Source organism: Luteibacter sp. dw_328 (assembly GCF_018449605.1).
Lineage (GTDB): Bacteria > Pseudomonadota > Gammaproteobacteria > Xanthomonadales > Rhodanobacteraceae > Luteibacter.
In genome coordinates, this window is sequence record NZ_JAAVUW010000001.1 from 881,483 (window position 1) to 903,388 (window position 21,906).

The following is a 21,906-nucleotide window of genomic DNA, read 5'->3' on the forward strand; positions in this document are numbered from 1 at the left end:
GACTCCCGGGCGGCCCTGACGTAAAGCTGCAACATTCGGTCCCTAGCCTGTCGGCATCACCCTGGAGCCGACGTGTCTGCCGAGACGCCGCAAAGCTGGGCGCGGCTGCTGGCCGACAAGGGTCCCACCCTCGCCAACTATTTTCTTCGTCGTGTCTCGCATCGCTGGGACGCGCAGGACCTCGTGCAGGAGGTCTACCTTCGGCTGCTCCGGTCGGGCGACGCGAGTGCCGGCACGGTGCGAAATCCCGAAGCCTATCTGTTCACCGTTGCCGCCAACCTGGTGAAGGAGCACGCGCAGATGCAGCAGCGCGCTCCGATCAGCAGCGAGGGCCTCGAAGAGGTGATCGAGCGCCTCGCCACGCCTTGCCGCGCGGGAGCCGATGTCGATCGCGCGCTGCGTCGCCAGCGCCTGGCCACGCTGATCGGCCGCCTGTCCCCCAAGTGCCGCGCCGTGCTGGTGATGCACTACCGCGACGATCTCTCGTATCGGGAGATAGGCGAACAACTTTCGATCTCGCCGAACATGGTGAAGAAGTACATCGTCAAGGGACTGGCTGCATGCCGGCAAGGGATGGCACGTTATGAATGACCGGCGCCTCACCGAGGAAGCGGCCACCTGGTACCTCGACATGCAGGAGTCGCCGGACGCGCGCACGCAGGCGCAGTTCATGGGCTGGCTACGCCGCTCGCCGCAACACGTGGCGGAGTACATGGCGATGGCGCAGATGCATGGGGATATGCGCGCCGCCCTGGCAGCGGAGGGGATGACGGTCGAGGAGTTGCGCGCGCTTGCGGCGAGTGAGAGCTCGGTGGTTGCGCTACGTGGAGGTGTGGGCCAGGGCGCTGGTCGCGAGCACCCTTCGCCGATGAATCGGCTCCTACCGCAAGCGGCGGCAGAGGCTCCTGGTGGGAGCCGATTCATCGGCGATCCCCGCCCGCGACAGCGTCGCGCGGGTGCCGTGAACTGGGCGGCAGCGGCGGCACTCGTTCTTCTGCTCGGAGGCGGCCTTACCGCCGCATGGCCTTCGCCCGCCGAACCGGGCATCCGGTACGCCGCCGGCGTCGACGTCCGCGAAGTCACCCTCGACGACGACACGGTCGTCCAGCTCTCGCCACAGAGCGCCATGGTGGTCAGCTTCGGTGCGGATGCACGCCATATCGAGCTGTTGCACGGCAGCGCCTCGTTCGATATCGGCAAGGATCCCGCCCGACCCATGAGGGTCACCGTGGGTCGCCAGCAGATCGACGACGTCGGTACCGTGTTCGACGTGCAGCGCAACGACGGCGCGGCGCAGGTGACGGTCGTCAGTGGGCAGGTATCCGTGTGGAACCTGCCGTCGCCGTGGATCGCGCGGATCCGTACGCGCCTGACGGGTACGTCCACGCCACGGAATCGCATCGTGGACCTCCACGGCGGCGAGACGGCCCGTGTGGACGGGGATGGCCATCTTGCCGGACGCGGTCCGGCAAACGTGGCAACGGCAACGCAATGGCTACCCGACGAGATCCGCTTTCATGACGCGACGGTGACCGAGGTCGCCCGTCGTTTCAACGCCTATTCAACGCGCCCGCTGATCGTGGACGACGCCGAGCTGGGACAGAAACGCATCAGTGGCGTGTTCCATGCGCGCGACCCCGATGCCTTTATCGCCTATATCGGCAGCCTGCCCCAGGTGCATGTGGAAAGGAACGCAGACCGCATTCGCTTTGTCACCGCGCACGGCATCAGGCGACTGTAAGAAAAAATTCATCGAATGACGGGTACCCGGTGGCGCGCGGCGGGACTCTTAGATGGGGTCGGACAGCGATGACTGTCCTCAGTGACCCTCCATCCAAGGTATGTGACGCCATGCGCAATTCGCTCGCCCTTTGCATCGCCCTCGCTATCGCGGGCACCCCCTTCGTACCCACGACGGCGTTGGCGGCCACGCAGCCCATCGGCGCCATGCCACTGGCCCAGGCGCTCGATCGATTCGCGCACGAAGCGGGCTGGCAGGTCGTCTACGGCGCCGAGGTTCCCGACGGCTTGCGCAGTCACACCGCTCCCGGCGGCGTGCCGGCCGCCGAGCAGCTGTCCGCTTTGCTGGCGGGTACCGGCATGACGTACCGCTTCGTCACCCCGACCACGGTGACCATCGTGCCGGGAAACGTCGGAGCCGGCCCGGCGCCGGCAGCAGCGCCACTCCCCGCGATCGACACCCGTGACGAGGCGCAGAAGCTCGCACCGATCAGCGTTCACGCCAATGCGGTGGATACGCTGGCACCGAGCGCCGCGCCGCTGGACGCTACCCAGCCTACCTCGGTGATCGACGAGCGATTCATTCGCGATGGACTGCGTTTCAATGCCAATTTCGACGACATCATCAAGTACGCCCCCAGCGTGACCGTCACCTCGCCGGAAGGTCCGGGTCTGGGCAAGAATGAAGGCATCAGTATCCGCGGCTTCCAGGACGGCCAGTTCAATATCACCTTCGATGGCATCCCCTTCGGCGACGCCAGCGACCTGCACCACACCACCTCGGCATACTTCAACAACCACGTACTCGGCCAGGCGGAAATCGACCGCGGTCCGGGCGGCGGAAGCACGCTCGGCAATGCGACGTTCGGCGGCACGGTGGCACTGCGTTCACGCGATCCTTCGGACGAGCCGGGTATCACGCCGTACCTCACGTTGGGGAGCTGGAACACCCGCGCCGGTGGCGTGACCGCGGATGAAACGGTGGGCAACACGCGGGTCTTCGCGGACATTTCCAAGGAGTCGAGCGACACCTACCTCAAAGGCACCGACGACAAGCGCGACCATGTCTTCATCAAGACGATCAGCCAGCTGGGCGACGTGACCAGCCTCACCTTCGTCACCAGCTACAACCGCGAACACCAGAACACCGTGCAGGGCGCGACGAAGGAGGAGATCGACCGTGACGGGTGGCGCTTCGGGCTCGGTAACGATCCGACCGTGCAGAACTACAAAGGCGCCAATAACGCGGCCTACTATTCCAGTTTCACCTATGTCGGGCTGACCAGCCAGGTGGCCGGCTGGGATGTCGACGATAAGCTGTACCTCAATACCTTCGATCACTGGGCGCGCAAGACCGCCGACGCTTCGGACATCGATCCCGCCGACAACGGGGTCACCTTCTACGACGCGAAAGGCAAGAAGGTCGCGACATCGAAGACCGACCTGCCGGGCAAGCTCGCCGATTCCGGCTTCCATGCCTTCGGCAACGTACTTCGCCTCGGTCGCGACCTGGGTGACGGCACGCTGCTCACGGGTATCTGGCTGGAGCGCAGCCTGGATGCGCGGTACCAGTATCCAGTCGACCTGACGACCGGTGCGAAGACGGGCACCAAGTATGGCCCTGTCGACAACTACCTTCTCGACGATCGCACGGACACGGTGCAGCCTTATCTTCAGTACGACTGGAAGGTGACCGACGCCATCACCGTGAGCCCGGGCGTGCGCTATTCCGAGGTGACGCGCAGCATCGATGCACCGCTGAACAAGGTATCGCCGCCGGTGCCGCTCAGCGCCGAAGTCACCTACCACGCCGCCCTGCCGTCGATCAGCGTGCATGATCGCCTCAGCGACTCGTGGAGCGCGTATGCGCAGGCTGCCGAGGGCTTCCTCGCACCGCCGATCGATGTGATCCAGGTCAACGGCTCGCACGGCCTGCAACCGGAGAAGACGAAGAACTACCAGCTCGGCACGGCTTATGCGTCAAGCAAGCTCACCTTCGGCGCTGATGTCTACTACATCAACTTCTCCAACTTCATCACGGAAACCCAGGTCACAACCGACAACGGCAACGAGGACACCTTCATCAATGGTGGCGGCGCCATCTACAAGGGTGCCGAAATGGAAGCCACCTTCGCCCTCACACGTGCCTTGAGCCTTTACGGCAACGCCAGCTACAACAAGGCGACCTACAAAGGCAGCAGCGTGCAGGTCGCCGGTACGCCCAAGGTCACGGCGGCCCTGGGTCTGCTCTACAGCAACACCAATGGCTACTTCGGCTCGCTGATGGGCAAGTTCCTTGGCCACCAGTATGGACTGGACAACACGACCGATGACGCCGGTAATATCCAGTTCGCCAATGACCAGCGCATCGCCGGCTACTTCAGCGTCGACGCCGCGGCAGGCTACCGGACGGACAAGGGCCCGGCAGGCACCAAGGGCTACTCGATCAGCGTCGACGTCAATAACCTGTTCAACGTGCACAAGCTCACCGGCTACGCAGGGACGCAGGCGGTGAGTGGCGATCCGCTCTACTTCGGCCTGCCTGGCCGCGGCATCTTCCTCGACCTGTCGGTGAAACTATGAGACGCGCGCTCGCACTTCTCTTCTCACTCGCCGCGGCGACGGCATGCGCCGCCCACGCGCCGTCTGCCGAAACCACGCAGATCGACATCGTGCTGATGCGCCACGGTGTCCGATCGCCGACCAAGCCTGCGGAGACCTATGCCGCCTATGCCGAGGGCGAGTGGCCGACGTGGCCGGTCGCGCCGGGCATGCTCACGCTGCACGGCCACCAGGGCATGACGGCCATCGGGGGACGCCTTCGCCGGCTGCTCCTGGACGACGGCACGATCGCGGCAACCTGCCCCGAGCCGGCATCGTTCGTGGTGATCGGCGACAGCACGCCGCGCAACCTCGAGAGCGCCGGTGCGCTCGTCGCGGGTCTGGCACCGGGATGCCACGGCTCCTTCCTCGCTGTCGCGGGGGCAGCGAACAATCCGCTCTTCCACTTCGTCAAGGACACGGGCAAGGGCAAGGCAGACGAGGATGACGACGATGCTGCCGTGGACGCGCCCTCCCCGCCGCCCGCACTCGCCGAACTGCAGACGGTCCTTCTCGGCTGCACGCCGGCCGCTTGTGCCGACGTCGCGGCAACACGGCACAAGAAGCTGCTTCTGGATGCTCCCGACCATGTAGCCAAAGCCATGAAGCTCGCTGGCACGCTCAGCGAGAACCTTATGCTTGGCTATGTCGAAGGCCTGCCGATGACCGCTGTCGCCTTCGGACGCGCGGATGCCACTGTGCTCGGTCGCCTGATCACCCTGCACAACGCGCAGTTCGCCGCAACGAAGAAATCCATGCCCACCGCTGCGAATGCCGGTTCCAACCTCGTCGCACACATCGTCGCCAGCCTGGATGCCGCGCACGGAACCCAGCCTGGCGTCGCCCCGCTATCGACCTCCGGCCACGGTGTCGTCATCCTGGTCGGGCACGACACCAACCTCGCCAACGTTGCCGGCGTCCTCGGCCTGGACTGGCACGACGAGCAGGTGCCCGACGATTATCCGCCTGGAGGTGCGCTGGTCTTCAGCCTGGTCCACCGCAAAACGGGGGACATCGTCCGCGTCCGCAGCCTGATGCCGTCCATGGATGCGCTTCGCGCCAATCATTTCGACGATGTCACGGCGAAAGCCGTTCGTTTACAAGGTTGTCGCGTGATCGGCGAGTGCACCGTCGGGGAATTCGACGTGCTCGCGCGCAAGGCTGTGGATCCGGCACGTGTGGATCCGTCGCTACCCGCCATGACCGCGACTCAGGGGGAGAACAGGAAGTAGACGAAGCACACGAAGATCGTCAGGTGCACCGCGCCCTGGAGCAGGTGCGTCCTGGCGCTCGAAAACGTGAGCAGGGAGAGCACAAGCGTCAGGACGAACAGGATCAGGTCGGTGTGTTCCAGTCCGAGGATGACCGGGTGGTGGGTCATCTGGCCAATCAGCAGGATGGCCGGAATGGTCAGGCCGATCGTGGACAGCACCGAGCCGAGGAAGATGTTCACGGCGCGCTGCAGGTCGTTACGGCTTGCCGCGCGAATCGCCCCCATGCCCTCGGGCAAGGCGACGAGGATCGCCATGGTGAGTCCGCCCATGGCGGCCGGGGCATTCAGCGTCTCCACGACGTAATCGACGGGGATAGCGAGCTGGTCGACCAGGAAGACCACGGGAATCATGTAGGCGATGAGCAGCGCCGCGGATACGAGGGGCCCGTGGCGCGACGGCACCTCCGTGTCGCTGTCGCGAGCCGTGGATGCATCCGTGGTGAAGTACCCCTTCATGCGTTTCGTCTGCAGGCCGAGGAAGGTCGCGTACAACGTGAGTATCGCGACCACCAGGAACATCTGGTGAGCGAACGGCAACGGCGACCCCTCCGCCACGTTCGTGAACCGGGGCAACACCAGGCCGAGTACGCCCAGGGGAATGATCAGGCCAAGGTAGGCATTCGCACCCTGAAGGTTGTAAGCCTGCTCGCGGTGTTTCCATCCGCCCCACAGCAGCGACAGGCCGACCATGCCGTTGAGCACGATCATGGTCACCGAGAACAAGGTATCGCGTGCCAGCGTGGGGTTGTTCGCTCCGTGCAGCATGACGGCCGAGATGCTCATGATCTCGATGGACGTCACCGCGATGGTGAGCACCAGCGTGCCGAGCGGTTCGCCCAGATGATGGGCCAGTCGCTCCGCGTGCCTCAGCACGGCGAGGGCGGAGCCGAGGATGACGACGAACAGCCAGACAAACATCAGGATGAGCCACGCCCGCGACTCGAGGCCGGCCAGGAGTGAGTCATGCATGCCCAGGAAAACCGCGCAGGTCGCAACGGTGATCACCAGGAACCATTCCTGTCGCGCTAACGCGCTCGGTGCATTCATGCCTACTCCACGAAGGACAGCTGGCGGACCCTGCCTTAACGTGCCCCACGTCGCACCGATTGGCAAGCAAGGCCAGTAGAACTACCTAACCGCGAAGCGTGATCCTACGCTCGCCCGCGGGCCGCCGGGTGGACGACGATGCGAGCTCACAAAGGAGCCCTCCCATGCGCAAGCTGACGTTCTTCGTGATTCCCGCCCTCGGCCTCGCGTTGGCCATGCCACTGGCCGCTGGCGCCCAGACCCAGGCTCCGGCGCCGGCCTCCAGCACTGGCGGCGGCTCGTTCGAACTGGTCCGCGAACAGGAAGTCCAGACGGCCACCGTGGTCGACATCGACAAGCAGAGCCGCTTCGTCACCCTGCGCGAAGGCAAGGGAACCAGGCGCGAGTTCACTATCGAAGCCGGTCCGGAGGTACGCAACTTCGACCAGCTGAAGGTCGGCGATGTGGTGATCGCGACCTACCAGGCCGCAGCGGCGCTGGAGATACTACCTGCCGGAAGCGCATCGACGGGCGAGGTCACCAGCGCCGACGCGGCTCGTGCGCCCCAGGGCACGCTGCCGGGCGCCGCGGTGCAGCAGTCGATTTCGATCACCAGCAAATTGACTGCCATCGACCTGAAGAAACACACCGTCACGCTGCAGGGTCCCGATGGCAAGCAGCGCGTGATCGAGGTGAAGGACCCGGAGCGCCAGGCCCGCATGGCCAAACTGCGTGTCGGTGACCTGGTCCGTATCACCTATGTGGAAGCGGTAGCGATCGACGTGACGCCCAAGCCTCACTAAAAAACGTCACGGCGACCGGCATCGATCCTCAGGGCGACGGCACCGGGCCGCCGGTGTCGCCGATCAGGGACACGGCATCGAGCAGGCGCTGCTCGCGTACATCGAGCGCGTTCTGCTGGGTGCTGTACAGCGTGGTCTGCGCCGTAACGGCGGTGGTGTAGTCGACCGTACCCGCCTTGTATTCGTTGAAGGCAATCTCCGAACCTCGCGTAGCATCGCTCACCGCGGCGTCGAGCACCTCGGCCTGCTGGGCCAGGATGCGGATGCCGGCAAGATCGTCCTCGACGTTCTGCAGCGCCGTGAGTACCGTGCCACGATAGTTCGCCACGGACGCTTCATAGGACGCACGCGCCGCCGCGACCTGGCCATGCCGCGCACCGGCGTCGAAGATCGTCTCGCTCACGTCGGCACCCAGCGACCAGACGTGATTGGCCACGTGTAACAGGCCGGCCAGGGGCGATTGCGAGAATCCATCCGCACCGGAAAGCGTGATATCCGGATAGTAGGCGGCCACCGCGACGCCGATCGCGGCATTCTGCGCGGCCATGTCCCGTTCGGCGACGGCGATGTCCGGCCGACGCTGGAGCAGCGTCGACGGCATCCCGACCGGAACCGAGGGTAAGGTCGGCAGTGCGGTGCTATGGGGAATGTCGAGTTCCTCGGGGGTCTTGCCAACCAGCACGGCAATCGCGTGCGCGTATCGCGCCCGTGAGACACCTAGCGCGATCAGACTTGACTGCGCGTTCTCCAGTTGCGTGCGCGCTGCAATGACGTCCGACGGCGGCGTGATACCGGCGTTGCCCTGGTTGGCCACGACGCGCAGGAACTCCTTGTAGGCATCGACGGTATGCGTCAGCAGATCGATATTGGCGTCGGTGACGCGAAGGTCGATCACCGCCGTGGCCAGCGCCACCTGCTCGGTCAGCGTGGCGTTGGCGAGGGTCGCGGCTCCGGCGTCGGCCGTCGCCCTGCTTTCTTCGACGGCACGACGCGTCTTACCCCAGAAGTCGGGCGCCCAGCTCACGTTGCCTTCCAGCGAACCCGCCGTGCGGATGCCCGGATTCACCGAAATGCTGTTACCCGTGCCGTTGCTGGCGCTGCGCTGCTTCGTGGCGGATCCGGTCACACCGATGGTCGGGAACAGCCCGCTACGTGCGATCTGTACCTCCGCCAGCGCCTCCTGATAGTTCGCGTAGCTCTGGCGCACGGTCTGGTTCGACACCGACACCATCGGTTCGAGCTGGTCGAGCAACGGGTCGTGGAACACCGCCCACCAGTCGCCCTTCGGCGCGGCGTCGTCGGGTTGGGCCGGACTCCAGCCCGGCGTCTCCTTGAAGGCGACGGGCATGGCGACATTGGGCTTCTTGTAGTCGGGGCCGACCATGCACCCGTGCAGTAACCACGCGATCGACGCGACGAGGAGGGTTCGGGAAGTCTTCATAGGGCTGTGCTCGCGTCGACGTGGTTCCATGGCAGGCGGGCATTCCACCGTGCCAGCCTGGCGCGGAAACCGTCCAGGTAGAGATAGATCACCGGAGTGGTGTAAAGCGTGACGATCTGGCTGAGGATCAGTCCGCCCATGACGGTAATGCCCAGCGGCTGGCGCAACGAAGCGCCCTGCCCGATACCGATCGCCAGCGGCACCGCGCCAAGAACGGCAGCCGCGGTGGTCATCATGATCGGGCGCAGGCGGATCACGGCCGCGTTGTGGATCGCCTCGCGCGCGCCGAGGCCCTCGTCGCGCTGCAAGTGAATGGCCACGTCGATCATCATGATCGCGTTCTTCTTCACGATGCCGATCAGCAGGATGATGCCGATCATGGCGATGACCGAGAATGGCGTGCCGAAGATAAGCAGGGCCAGCGTCGCACCGATACCGGCCGAGGGCAGTGTCGACAGGATGGTCAACGGGTGCACCGTGTTCTCGTAGAGGACACCGAGCACGATGTACACCGCCACCAACGCCGCGATGATGAGCAGCGGCATCGTCGACATGGACTGACCGTACACCTGCGCCGCGCCGGCAAAGCTGCCATGCACCGAAGCCGGCAGACCGATCTGTTGGGAGACCTGGCCGATGATGGTCGAGGCCTGGCTGAGCGAACCGCCGGGCGGCAAGTTGAAGGAAACCGTTGCGGCGACCAGCCCGTCCTGATGGCTGACCTGGGTGGCCGTGTGGTTGCTGACATAGCTGGCGATAGCGGGGAACGGCACCAGCGTCTCCGCCGCCGTGCTGTCCGCGCTGCCGCTGGAACCTCCGCCCTTCGCGTTGGAAATGGCGTTGGTGAGCAGGTTGGCCTCGGCATCGGCGTTCTTCGCATTGGTCGACGCGCCCGTGCCCGACGACGTGCTCGTGACGGTCGTGGCCGTGACGCCCTTCACCAGCGAGCTCGACATCTGCGTCTGCTGCGTGCCGCTCGCGTTACCCGCCGCGGTGCTGAAGCGTATGCGTTCGAGCATCTGCGGGTACTGCCAGTAGGCAGGGGCGACTTCCATCACCACGTAATACTGGTTGAGCTCGTTGTATACGGTGGACACCGTACGCTGGCCGAAGGCGTCGTACAGGCCAGTGTCGATCTGGTTGGGCGCGAAACCATAGCGAGCGGCCGTCGCGCGATCGAAATTCACGTAGATCTGCAAGCCGTGCTGCTGCAGATCCGAGTTGACGTCCGACAACCGCTCCTTGCTGAGCGCCGCCACCAGCTTGGGCACCCAGGTAAACAGGGTATCGGGGTCGTCGCTGGTCAGCGTGTACTGGTATTCCGCGGCCGACTGACGGCCACCGATGCGCAGGTCCTGCGCGGCCTGCAGCAGCAGGCGCGCGCCGGACACCGCATTGAGCTTCGGGCGCAATCGATCCACCACCTGGGCGGCGGAAATCTTGCGTTCCGCCAGCGGCTTGAGTTCGATGAAGACGTTGGCGGTATTCAGTGCGCGGCCACCGGTAAAGCCGGCCACGGAAGCCACCGCCGGATCCTTCTGCACGATCGCCTGCAGCTGGGCGAGCTTCTTCTCCATGGCCTGGAAGGAGATGCTCTGGTCCGCGATGATCTGGCCCTGGAGGATGCCGTTGTCCTGTTCGGGAAAGAAGGTCGACGGCACGAAGCGAATCAGGAACACGTTGAGGACGATCAGCCCGATCAGAACCAGCGCGACAAGCAGGCGATGGTCCAGCGCCGTCGCCAGCGAACGGTCGTAGCCTTGCTTGAACCGCTCGAACTGGCGCTCCGACCAGGCCGCGACGCGACCCGGCGGCCTTGCCGTACCGCGCGCGCGGAGCACGAAGGCCGCCATCGTCGGCGTCACGGTCAGCGAGATCACCAGGGAAAGCAGGATGGCGATCGACAGCGTCACCGCGAACTCATGGAACAGCAGGCCGACGATGCCCGGCATCAACAGGATCGGAAGAAACACCGCGATCAATGACAGGCTCATGGAGATCACGGTAAAGCTGACCTCGGCGCTACCGACCAGGGCCGCTTCGCGCACGTCCATGCCCTCATCCACGTGGCGGACGATGTTCTCCAGCACCACGACCGCATCGTCCACCACGAAGCCGGTGCCGATGGTGAGCGCCATCAGCGACAGGTTATCGAGGCTGTAGCCGAGCAGGTACATCGGGCCGAACGTGCCCACGATCGAAAGGGGCAACGCGACCGCCGGCACCAGCACGGCGCGGGGGGACTGCAGGAAGATGAAAACCACGCCGATGACCAGGAGCACGGCGATGAACAGCGTCCGCTCGGTGTCGTCCACCGCGGCATTGACCGACTGCGAGCGATCCACGGCGATGCCGACGTGGATGTCGTGCGGCAAGGTGGCCTCGACATTCGGGAGGACCTTGCGGATCTGTGCGACGGTCCTGACGATATTGCTGCCCGGGAGCGGATAGACGATGACGAGTACCGCGTCCTTGCCGTTGTACAGGCCCGCGTTGCGCAGGTTCTCCGCCGAATCGCTCACCTGCGCGACATCGCGCAGGAAGACCGGTGCCCCCTGCCGATAGGCGACGACGATGTCGCGATACGGAGCGGCCTTGCTGATCTGGTCGTTGGAAAGCACCTCGAAACGCTGGTCGCCCTGGTCGATATGGCCCTTGGCGCTGTTCGCATTCGCGGAGCTCAGGGACGCGCGGACATCCTCCAGGCCGATGCCGTAGCTATTGAGCTGGTCGGGCTGCAACTCCACGCGAACCGAGGGCAAGGCGCTGCCGCCCAGCGTGATCTGCCCTACGCCATCCACCTGCGAAAGCTGCTGCTGGAGGATCGAGTTAGCCGAATCGTAGAGCTGCGCCCGCGTCAACGTCTCCGAAGTCAGCGCCAGCACCATGATCGGGGTATCCGACGGATTGAACTGCCGATACGTCGGATTGTTGCGCAGGGTACTCGGCAGATCGGCTCGCGCCGCCTGGATCGCCGCCTGCACGTCGCGGGCGGCGCCATTGATGTCGCGTCCCAGGCCGAACTGGATCACCACCTGGGCCGAGCCGACCGAGCTCGACGAGGTCAGCTCGGACACGTCCGCGATGGCACTGAGCCGTCGCTCCAGCGGAGCCGCCACGGTCGAGGCCATGATGTCCGGGCTCGCACCGGCCATGCTCGCCTGAACCACGATCACCGGGAACGTGACGTTCGGCAGCGGCGCCACCGGCAGGTTGAAATAGCCGAGCGCACCTGACAGGAGGATCGCGACGGCCAGCAGCGTCGTCGCCACCGGACGCCGGATGAACAGGCCCGGGATACTCATGACTCGTGCCCGATCGCCTTCTGCGCCGGCGCGCGTCGCAGCCGCACGGCCAGCCGGTCGAAGAACAGGTAGATCACCGGCGTGGTGAACAACGTCAGCAACTGGCTCAGTGCCAGGCCACCGATGATGGCCAGACCGAGCGGCCGGCGCAGTTCGGAGCCGGTGCCATTACCCAGCAGCATCGGCAGTGCGCCGAGCATCGCCGCGAGCGTCGTCATCAGGATGGGCCGGAAGCGCAGCAACGAGGCCTCGAAGATGGCCTCCTCGGGCGGCTTGCCGTGCTCACGCTCCGCTTCCAGCGCGAAGTCCACGATCATGATCGCGTTCTTCTTCACGATGCCGATCAGCAGGACGATGCCGATGATGCCGATCACGTCCAGATCGTGCCCGGCAACCATCAGCGCAAGCAACGCGCCGATACCGGCCGACGGCAAGGTCGAAAGAATGGTCAACGGGTGAACGAAACTCTCGTACAACACGCCGAGCACGATGTAGACAGCGACCAGGGCGGCGATCAGCAGATACACCTCACTGGAGAGTGAATCCTGGAAGGCTTGCGCGGCACCCTGGAACGACGACGTGACAGACGGCGGCAGGTGCACCGCCTGTTCCGCCGCCGTGATCTCCTTCACCGCCGAGCTGAGCGAGGCGCCAGCGGTGAGATTGAAGGAAACCGTGACGGCGGGAAACTGCGCCAGGTGACTGATTACCAGGGGTGCCTTGACGATCTGGATCGACGCGATGCCCTTCAGCGGTACCTGTCCGCTGCTGCCGGTCTGGCTGGGCAGATAGATGTCGCCGAGCGACTGCACCGTGGGCAGGCTCTCGGGCTTGGCCACCAGGATGACGCGGTACTGCCCGGACTGCTCGAAGATGGTCGAGACGATACGCTGTCCGAGCGCGTCATAGAGCGCGTTGTCGATCGTCGCCGGTGTGATGCCATAACGCGCGGCGAGCTGGCGATTCACCTCGACGTTGACCGCCAGGCCGTCATTGTTGAGATCGCTGGTGACGTCCGTGAGCGAGTCGACCTTGCGCAGGCGATCGACGAGGGCGGGCACATACTTGCCCAGTTCCTGCACCGAGGAACCCCGCAAAACGAACTGGTACTGGTTCGGCGATACCGTGGTGTCGAGCGTGAGGTCCTGCTCCGGCTGCACGAAGAGGCGAATGCCTGTGACGTTCGCCGTTTCGTTCTGCAGGTTGCGCGCGATCTCGGCGGCGCTGAGCGAGCGGTCGTCCTTCGCCTTGAGGCCAATCAGGAAGCGGCCGTTGTTGAGGGTCTTGTTCGTCCCATCGATGCCCACGTACGACGTCAGCCCCGTCACGTTGGGATCCTTCAGGATCGCTTCGGCGAGCTCGGCCTGCCGTTTCACCATGGCGCTATAGGACACCGAGTTGTCGGCCACGCTGATGCCCTCGACCGCGCCCACGTCCTGGGTCGGGAACAGGCCTTTCGGAATGACCACATAGAGGACGACGGTCAACGCGACGGTGACCAGGAAGACGATCAGTGTGAGTGTCTGGCGGGCCATGACGAAGCGCAGGCCGCGCTCGTAGGCAGCCAGCGTCTTGTCGAACAATCCCTCGCTGATGCGTTCGAACCGGCTCGGATGCCGGTCGACCTGCGCGCGGAGGATACGCGCGCACAGCATGGGCACCAGGGTCAGCGAGACGATGCCTGAAATGACGATGGTCACCGCCAGGGTCACCGCGAACTCGTTGAACAACCTGCCGATCACGCCGCCCATGAAAAGCAGGGGAATAAGCACAGCGATCAGGGAGACGGTCAGCGACACGATGGTGAAGCCGATCTGCCCCGCACCTTCCAGCGCCGCCTCCAGTGGTGCCATGCCCTCTTCGAGGTACCGTACGATGTTCTCGATCATCACGATGGAGTCATCCACCACGAAACCCGTGGCAATGATCAAGGCCATCAGCGAAAGATTGTCGATCGAGTAGCCCAGTTCGTACATCGCGGCGAGCGTGCCGATCAGCGAAACCGGCACGGAGATGCTCGGGATAATCGTGGCCGGTATGTTGCGCAGGAAGACGAAGATCACCAGGACCACCAGCACGATGGCCAGACCCAGCTCAAAGGCAGCATCGGAGACCGACGAACGGATCACGCCCGTGCTGTCGGAGACGATCTGCACCTTCATCCCCGCCGGGAGAGTCGACTCCAACTGAGGCAGTTTCGCCTTGATCTGGTCGACGGTGGCGATGACGTTCGCCCCCGGCTGTCGCTGCACGTTGAGCACGATGGCCTGGGTCTTGCCGAACCAGGCACCCTGCTCCGTGTTTTGCGCCGACTGCGTCACCCGCGCGATGTCCCGCAGGTAAACAGGTGCACCGTTCTGGTACGAGACCACGGTGGCCAGGTAGTCCTTGGGATCGCGAATCTGGTCGTTGCCGTTGATGGTGTAGTCGAGCTCGGGGCCGTCGAAGTTGCCCTTGGGCTGGCTGACGTTGACGTTGGCCAGCAGCGAGCGCAGGTCGTCGATATTGAGCCCATAGGCCGCCAGCTTCTTCGGGTCCGCCTCGACGCGGATGGCGGGCACGTTACCGCCGGCTGGCACTACCAGGCCCACCCCCGGCACCTCGGCGATCTTCGAGCCCAGCCGGTTGTTAGCTACATCCTCGAGCTGTGGCAACGACATCGATGTCGAGGTCACGGCCAGGGTAAGTATCGGCAAATCGGCCGGGTTTACCTTCGCGTACGTCGGCGGTGCGGGCAGGCCCGCTGGCAGCAGGCTGTTCGCCGCGTTGATCGCTTCCTGCACGTTCTGCTCGGCAACGTCGAGGCTGAGCGACAGGTCGAACTGCAGGGTGATGACCGACGCGCCAGCCGAGCTGTTCGAGGTCATCTGTTGCAGACCGGGGATCTCGCCCAGCTGCACTTCGAGCGGGGCTGTCACCGTGCTCGCCATCACCGTCGGACTGGCGCCGGGATAAAAGGTCTGTACCTGGATGACCGGGTAGTCGACAGCGGGCAACGACGACACGGGCAGGAACTTCACTGCGACCAGGCCGACGAGCACGAGCGCGAGCATCAGGAGCGCGGTGGCTACCGGCCTGAGTACGAACAAACGGGAAATGTTCATCGGATCGCGTGCCCGCCTTTACGACGCGTGACGTCGCGTCGGCGCGGCGCCCGTCGACGACCCGGCGGCGGGCTTCGCACCGGCCAGCTTCACCTTGGCGCCGTCGGTAAGGCGGTCCATCCCGTCCGTCACGACGGTCTGTCCGGCGGTGAGGCCCGAAGCGATCACCGTGTTCTTGCCGTCGCTGGGACCGAGCGTCACCTTGTGTACCGACACGGTCTGATCGGCATTGACCAGGTAGACGAAATCGCCGGGGGCGCCACTCTGCACGGCTGGAGTCGGCACAAGTACGGCCTGCTTCAGCGTATCCACCAGCAGGCGTACGTTGACGAATTCGTTCGGATAGAGCGCCTCGTCATCGTTATCGAAGGTGGCGCGCAAGGTGACCGTGCCGGTAGCCGTTGCCATCTGGTTGCCCAGCGCATAGAGCTTGCCCGTCGCGATCTGGCGGCTGTTGTCACTGCTGAAGGCAGCGACGGTGAGCGTCGTATCCGCCGTGCCGAAGCGCTTCAGGACATTGCCCAGGGAGTTCTGCGGCACGGTGAACTGCACCGTGGTCGGCTTCATGGTGGTGATGGTGACGATGCCGGGCGATGTGGACTGGGTGACGTAGTTACCCGGATCGACCAGACGCAGGCCAACGCGTCCGCTGACGGGCGCGGTAATGTGGCAGTAGGCAAGATCCAGGTCGAACTGCGCGATATTGGCTTCATCGGCCTTCACCGCCGCTTCGTCCTGCTGCACGGCGAACTTCTGATCCGCGAACGTCTGCTCGGCGATCGACTTTTGCTCGTTCAACGTGGTGAAGCGTGCGAGATCGGAGCGAGCCTGGGCGAGCGTGGCCTTGTCCTTCGCCATCTGGGCTTCCGCCTGGCGCTTGTCGATCTCGTACTGGCGAGGATCGATCTGCGCAAGGAACTGGCCCTTCTCCACGTCCTGCCCTTCCTTGTAGCCGACCTCGGTGAGGTATCCGCTGAGTTGGGGCAATACATTGACGGTAGCCACCGGGGTCACGGTGCCGAGTTCGTTGAGCAGCTCCGGCATGTCACCGAGCGTGGCCTTCGCGGCACTGACCAGCTGGGGCGGCGTCATCGGCTTTTTCTTTCCCGAACCACTGATGACGTGGAAGAGCACGAGGGCAATGACGACGACAACGACGAGCGAGACGATCAGCAGACGCCGCCCCTTGTGAGGTGGGCGCTGGGCTTGTGTCGCATCACTCATGGATCGATCTCCTGGCTTATCCGGTCGGGCTAGCTAACAGGAACGCACGAGTGCCGAATGCGTTTAATCGGGATCGGCCGTGTTTAACCTACGCTCATTCATCTGGATTCGCAGGATTTCACGACGTAAACCCCTGCGAAGCCGAAGCGTTCTCATCATTAACCCCACTTCCCAAAGGTGCTGTGATGAACGCCCTCCGCTCGATCGCCCTGGCTGCACTGGTCACCGCCGGTGCCGCCGCTGCCCCCGTTTCCGCACAGGTTTATGTCGATACCACCGTGGAAGTCGGCCCTGAGCCTGCCTGTCCCTATGGCTACTACGAGTACGCGCCCTACCCGTGCGCACCTTATGGCTACTACGGCGCCGAATGGTTCGCAGGCGGCCTCTTCATCGGCGCGGGCCCATGGTTCCACGGGCCGCGGAATTTCCGTGGTCACGTGGATCCCCGTTTCGATCCGCGTCGTGGCTACGCCCGTCCCTTGCCGCAATTGCATGAGCGCCCGGCACCGGGCACGCGATACGACAACATCCCCGGTTTTCGCGGTGGTGAAGAGCACGATGGCCGGGGCGGGAATCCTGGGCGCGGCGACGATCGCCGCTGACCTCAAGTTCCTGCGAAAGACGCCGCTAACCGAGGAGGTCAATAGGTAAAACAGGCTCAAGGATGACAATAACTTCATTGAACAGGGTGCCGACGCCGGTCTCGTTACCGGCGTCGCGCACCCTGCTGGCGACAGCGACCGCAGGCGCAGCGGCTGCCACGTCCACTGTATCGCCCGCCGCGCCGGGCCCTTCGGCGGTCGTCACGCTCAGCGGTGCCACCAGCGCACCGGCACCCGCCGTCTACTCCATCCCACCGGTCAAGTCCGTCCCCGTCTGGCAGGATGCATCCGTCGCCATCAAGACGGCCAGCGGCCGCGCACTCACGCTCACCCTGCAGGACGACAGTAGCTTCAAGGTAAACGCCGAAGGCGACGCACCACTGAGCGACGCCGAAAATGCGGCGATCGCGAAACTCTCCGTCGCCTTCAAGGGCGCGCTCGACGGCATGGCCTCCGCGCCGCCTCACTTGGATCTCGGCAGCCTCGCTCAACTCGATACGACCGTTCTCTCGTCGATCCACGTTAGCGCCCATGCCGCCGGCAGCGATCAGCCCATACAGACGATCGATTTCAGCGCCGACGCCACATCGCGCGCCGTGAAGATCGACGGCTCGGCCGGCCAGATCGGTGTCAGCGTGGACCTGAGCTCACCTGCCATCACCGGCAGCAAGGCCCAGCAGGCGACAGCGATGGCCAATTACCTAAAGCAGGTCGACCAGGCCGCGGCACGCGGCCATGCAGATCCCGCCCTGGTGGCCCTCTTCAAGGACGCGTTCACGCAGATCAATGCGCCAGCCGGCGTCGACGCGGCAGCCACCACACGTTCCACCTCGTGGCTCACCGATACCGACCATGCCCTGATGAGCGGGCTCGCGGACTTCAGCGCCTCGTTCACACAGACGGCGCGCGCCGCCAACCCGTATCGCGCCGATGAGCACGACGCATTCTCCTTCCAGGTATTGCAAAGCACCCAGGTGTCCGGCCGCAGCGCGTCCGAACGCGATATCTCACAGACGTCGTCGTCGCAGTTGCGCGCGAGTTTCCATTCGGCCCTTTCAGCCGATGCACGGCTCAACCTGACTGAAGATCCGAAGTCGCAGAACTACTACTACACGCAGATCGACGACTCCGCGCAGAGCAACGTGTCCATCGGCTACCGGAAAGGCCTCTTCGTGCAGGCGCTTTCGAGTCGTACCGCAAGCCAGAGCACCGAGCAGTCGAAATACATCATGGGCAAGAAGGTCGAAGACCTGACGGTGCCGCTGAAAAAATCACAGCAGAGCGACCTGCTTCCCGTGCTCACGCAGATGGAAAGGCACCCGCCCCGGACGAAGACCGAACGCGACGAGCGCGCCCGGACACTCGCGGGGATCCACGACAGCCTGGGGCTGCAGACCGACCCGGTCGCCCTCGGCTAGTCCGACCTCGCCTCCCGATAGGGATGTCTAGAGGGCTATACATTCGAAATAAGTTTCGATATAACTGGCTCACGTGCTGCGACGCAGCACGTTTTGTCACATCACGGATGTAGCCGGCGCTAGCCCGGCTACCGGCACCTACGACCCGGCACGACGCCGGCGTCCAGGTCGCGCCTTCAAGGGGATTTGCCTTCGATTACCCATCATGCCCGGCCCTGCGGCAGCAGAGACCGTGCGCGCTTACGCCCCCAATTCGGTTCGAGGAGAGCGTCGTTCATGTCCAGCAAGACCCCCAGCATCCCGCGTGCACTCGCCGCAGCCCTCGCGGTGGCGATCAGTTCCGGCGCCATGGCGCAGTCCACCACGGGCAGCCTTTTCGGGCAGGCACCCGCCACAGCCGGTGCGTCGGTAACGGTTACAAGTGATACCGGTCTGAGCCGCGATGTCCCGCTCGACGAGCGTGGCCGCTACTCGGCCGGGCAGTTGCCCCTGGGCACATATACCGTGGCCCTGAAAGTCGATGGCAAGGTGGTCGACACGCGGCAGAACATCACGCTCAAGGTAGGCGCCGGTACCGAGGTGTCATTCGCCGCTGCGCAGGCGCAGTCGCTGGAGGGCATCACGGTGTCCGCGGCGGCGTTGCCGAGCATCGATGTGTCGACGGTGGATTCACGTACCGTGGTGACCTCCGAACAGCTGGCACGCCTGCCGCTGGGCCGCAATTCCGAAGCCATCGCCCTGCTTGCCCCGGGCGTGGTCAACAACGGCGGTAGCTTCAAGGGCCCGACGGGTAACTCACTGGTGAGTTTTGGTGGCTCTGCCGCAAGCGAGAACGCCTATTACGTCAACGGCTTCTCCACGACGGACCCCCTGCGAGGCTTCGGCGGACTGTCCCTGCCCTACGGCGCGATCGACCAGCAGGAGGTCTATACCGGCGGATACAGCGCGCAGTACGGCCGATCCGATGGCGGCGTGATCAACGTGGTGGGCAAGCGGGGCACCAACGAATGGCATTTCGGCACACAAGTGCTGTGGGAACCGAATTTCGCGCGTTCCAGCCAGCGCAACCGCTACTTCGAGAACGGGCTTCCGGCATCGCCCAAAGCCGGCCAGCTGTACTCGCCCGATAGCAAGGATTCCGCCACCAGCACCACGGTCAGTGCATACGCGGGAGGTCCGCTGATCAAGGACAAGCTGTTCATCTTCATCGCCGGTGAGTACGAACGGCAGCAGGGCACCACCGTCAACCCGGTGAGCGGCTTCAGCAGTACGAAGCCTTATGTCGACTACCGTTACAACGAACCGCGCTGGTACGGAAAACTCGACTGGAACATCACCGACAGCAACATCGTCGAAGTGACCGGTGCCTCGGACAAATACGAGACCTCCGGTACGGTCTACGGGTACGACTACCAGACACGTACGCGCCAGGACCGGATCGGCGGCGACGATAACATCAAGACGGGCGGCGACTTGTGGACGGCCAAATACACCGGCTATCTCACCGACGACCTCACGCTCACGGCACAGTACGGCAAGCTGAAAAGCGACGACTACGACGCACCCGCCGGCTACGCCCCTGATCTGACCTATGTGGATGGACTCACCAACCAGAATCCTGCGCTGAACAACGGTGCACCACGCGGTAACAACCAGACCGTGGCCAGCCTGAGTCCCGCCGGACGCGGCAACCGTACGACCAACACGCGCATCGACCTGACCTACAAGATCGGCGACCACACCATCACCGCAGGCATCGACAACCAGACCGCCAAGGCACTGGACCAGGGCACGATCACCTCGGGGCCGGGCGGGTATTCGTGGACCTACGGCCAGGGCGATCCGAATACACCGATCTCCACGGGTCTTGGCGTGCCGGCCACGGGCGGCTTTCCCAATGGTGCACAGGGCTACTACGTCATCCAAAACATCAACAGCAGCCTTGCCACCGTGCGCTCCACGCAGCGCGCGCAGTACATCGAAGATCGCTGGCAGATCAACGATCGCTGGCTCCTCTCGGTCGGCGTGCGCAACGACCAGTTCGAGAATTTCAACAGCGACAGCGAGCCCTTCGTCACCCAGCACAAGCCGCAGTGGGCGCCACGCCTGGGCGCGAGCTGGGACGTAAACGGCGATGCGACCTTCAAGGTCTACGCCAACGCGGGCCGTTATTACCTTGGCCTGCCCCTGAACCCCGCGCTCAACGCAGCCGGCGGCGCACTCACCACCTCGCAATACTTCACCTACGGCGGCATCGCCGGCGATGGCACGCCGACCGGACTGACCACGATTTCACCGCCGGTCGCGGCGAACAACACCTTCGGCCAGCTGCCCGATCCCTCCACCGTGACCACCAAGGGCCTCAAGTCCGAATACCAGGACGAATTCATCCTCGGCTTCACCAAGACCCTGGGCAGCAAGTGGGTTTACGGCGCAAAGGCGACGCAACGTATCCTGCGCAACGCGATCGACGACTACTGCGACATCGACCTCGTGCTGGCCAAGGCGCAGTCGCTCGGGTACGACGTCACCACGACAAGCAACCCCGTGAGCTGCTGGCTGTTCAATCCGGGCAAGGCGAACACCTTCAATCTGGTCGACACGGCAGGGAATCACGTCAGTGTGCCGCTCACGAACCAGGAGTTCGGCTTCGACCGACTCAAGCGCCGCTACTACGCGCTTGAATCGTTCCTGGAGCACCCGTTCGATGGGACCTGGTACGCGCGAGCGACATACACCTTCTCGCGCAGCTACGGCAACACGGAAGGACAGCTTCGCTCGGACCTCTATCGCGAGTCGCGCGGTACCGGTCAGACAGCGGTGTCGACCACCCAGGACTGGGACAACTCGTACATCATGGTCAACACCAATGGCCCGCAGAACAACGACCACAAGCATCAGCTGAAGGTTTTCGGCTACTACCAGATCACCCCCGAGTGGCTGGTCAGCGGCAATCTCAGTGTGATCTCCGGTGCACCCAAGCCGTGCCTGGGTTACTTCGGCCCGGATCGCGAAGACCCGGCCGGCTACGGCAACAGTTACCACTTCTGCAACGGCCTGCCCTCGCCACCGGGAAGCCACGGACGCCTTCCCTGGGTGCGTCAGCTCGATGTCGGTGCGACCTATCGGCCGGCCTTCGCCGACGCCCGGCTGGCGTTCAACGTGAACGTGTTCAACGTGCTGAACGAGCAGCGTGTGGTCGGCATCTACCCGAATGCGGAGTCCAGTCCGAACCTGGCCAACCCACTCTACGGGACACCGACATCACGACAGTTGCCGCGCTACCTGCGCCTGAGCGCCAACTACGACTTTTGAGGACTTCTGTGGGAGCCGCTTCAGCGGCGATGGCCTTGCGGCGACCTGGCTATC

General features: G+C 64.3%; 13 protein-coding genes. 8 read left to right on the forward strand and 5 right to left on the reverse strand.

Annotated features, from left to right (window positions below; genetic code table 11):
• Nucleotides 1–72 precede the first annotated feature (72 nt).
• The 4 genes from HB634_RS03760 to HB634_RS03775 all read left to right on the forward strand — a co-directional run bounded on the left by HB634_RS03760 (nt 73) and on the right by HB634_RS03775 (nt 5,573).
• The gene (locus HB634_RS03760; RefSeq protein ID WP_213947599.1) at nt 73–591 is read left to right on the forward strand and encodes a sigma-70 family RNA polymerase sigma factor; all 519 of its coding nucleotides are present in this window, start codon (nt 73–75) and stop codon (nt 589–591) included.
• Nucleotides 584–1,741 (forward strand): FecR domain-containing protein, encoded by a 1,158-nt coding sequence (locus tag HB634_RS03765; protein ID WP_213947600.1) that lies wholly within the window; start codon nt 584–586, stop codon nt 1,739–1,741. Before HB634_RS03760 ends, HB634_RS03765 begins: the two co-directional genes overlap by 8 nt.
• Before the next feature lie 110 nt (nt 1,742–1,851).
• A complete protein-coding gene (locus HB634_RS03770) occupies nt 1,852–4,323 on the forward strand; it encodes a TonB-dependent receptor (RefSeq protein WP_213947601.1) in 2,472 nt (823 codons plus the stop codon).
• Nucleotides 4,320–5,573 (forward strand): histidine-type phosphatase, encoded by a 1,254-nt coding sequence (locus tag HB634_RS03775; protein WP_213947602.1) that lies wholly within the window; start codon nt 4,320–4,322, stop codon nt 5,571–5,573. Before HB634_RS03770 ends, HB634_RS03775 begins: the two co-directional genes overlap by 4 nt.
• Here HB634_RS03775 and HB634_RS03780 read toward each other — a convergent pair.
• A complete protein-coding gene (locus tag HB634_RS03780) occupies nt 5,552–6,661 on the reverse strand; it encodes a calcium:proton antiporter (RefSeq protein ID WP_063572875.1) in 1,110 nt (369 codons plus the stop codon). The two genes, HB634_RS03775 and HB634_RS03780, sit on opposite strands and share 22 nt — an antisense overlap.
• 164 nt (nt 6,662–6,825) lie before the next feature.
• Between HB634_RS03780 and HB634_RS03785 the strand changes: the two genes are divergently transcribed.
• Nucleotides 6,826–7,443, forward strand: coding sequence for a hypothetical protein (locus HB634_RS03785; RefSeq protein WP_213947603.1), 618 nt, complete (start codon nt 6,826–6,828; stop codon nt 7,441–7,443).
• 28 nt (nt 7,444–7,471) lie between these two features.
• Here HB634_RS03785 and HB634_RS03790 read toward each other — a convergent pair whose 3' ends face one another.
• The 4 genes from HB634_RS03790 to HB634_RS03805 are packed head-to-tail and all read right to left on the reverse strand — an operon-like array spanning nt 7,472 to nt 16,517.
• Nucleotides 7,472–8,884: an efflux transporter outer membrane subunit gene (locus HB634_RS03790; RefSeq protein WP_213947604.1), complete on the reverse strand. Its 1,413-nt coding sequence runs from the start codon at nt 8,882–8,884 to the stop codon at nt 7,472–7,474.
• The gene (locus tag HB634_RS03795) at nt 8,881–12,189 is read right to left on the reverse strand and encodes an efflux RND transporter permease subunit (RefSeq protein WP_213947605.1); all 3,309 of its coding nucleotides are present in this window, start codon (nt 12,187–12,189) and stop codon (nt 8,881–8,883) included. Before HB634_RS03795 ends, HB634_RS03790 begins: the two co-directional genes overlap by 4 nt.
• Complete coding sequence (locus HB634_RS03800; RefSeq protein WP_213947606.1) at nt 12,186–15,293, reverse strand: efflux RND transporter permease subunit; 3,108 nt, start codon at nt 15,291–15,293, stop codon at nt 12,186–12,188. Before HB634_RS03800 ends, HB634_RS03795 begins: the two co-directional genes overlap by 4 nt.
• A gap of 18 nt (nt 15,294–15,311) precedes the next feature.
• Nucleotides 15,312–16,517: an efflux RND transporter periplasmic adaptor subunit gene (locus HB634_RS03805; RefSeq protein ID WP_063570944.1), complete on the reverse strand. Its 1,206-nt coding sequence runs from the start codon at nt 16,515–16,517 to the stop codon at nt 15,312–15,314.
• Nucleotides 16,518–16,702: 185 nt separating this feature from the next.
• Here HB634_RS03805 and HB634_RS03810 point away from each other — a divergent pair, with 185 nt between their 5' ends.
• From HB634_RS03810 to HB634_RS03820, 3 genes are all read left to right on the forward strand, one after another.
• Nucleotides 16,703–17,119, forward strand: coding sequence for a hypothetical protein (locus HB634_RS03810; RefSeq protein ID WP_213947607.1), 417 nt, complete (start codon nt 16,703–16,705; stop codon nt 17,117–17,119).
• A gap of 77 nt (nt 17,120–17,196) precedes the next feature.
• A complete protein-coding gene (locus HB634_RS03815) occupies nt 17,197–18,537 on the forward strand; it encodes a hypothetical protein (protein WP_213947608.1) in 1,341 nt (446 codons plus the stop codon).
• Nucleotides 18,538–18,813: 276 nt separating this feature from the next.
• Nucleotides 18,814–21,852: a TonB-dependent receptor gene (locus HB634_RS03820; RefSeq protein ID WP_213947609.1), complete on the forward strand. Its 3,039-nt coding sequence runs from the start codon at nt 18,814–18,816 to the stop codon at nt 21,850–21,852.
• Nucleotides 21,853–21,906 lie beyond the last annotated feature (54 nt).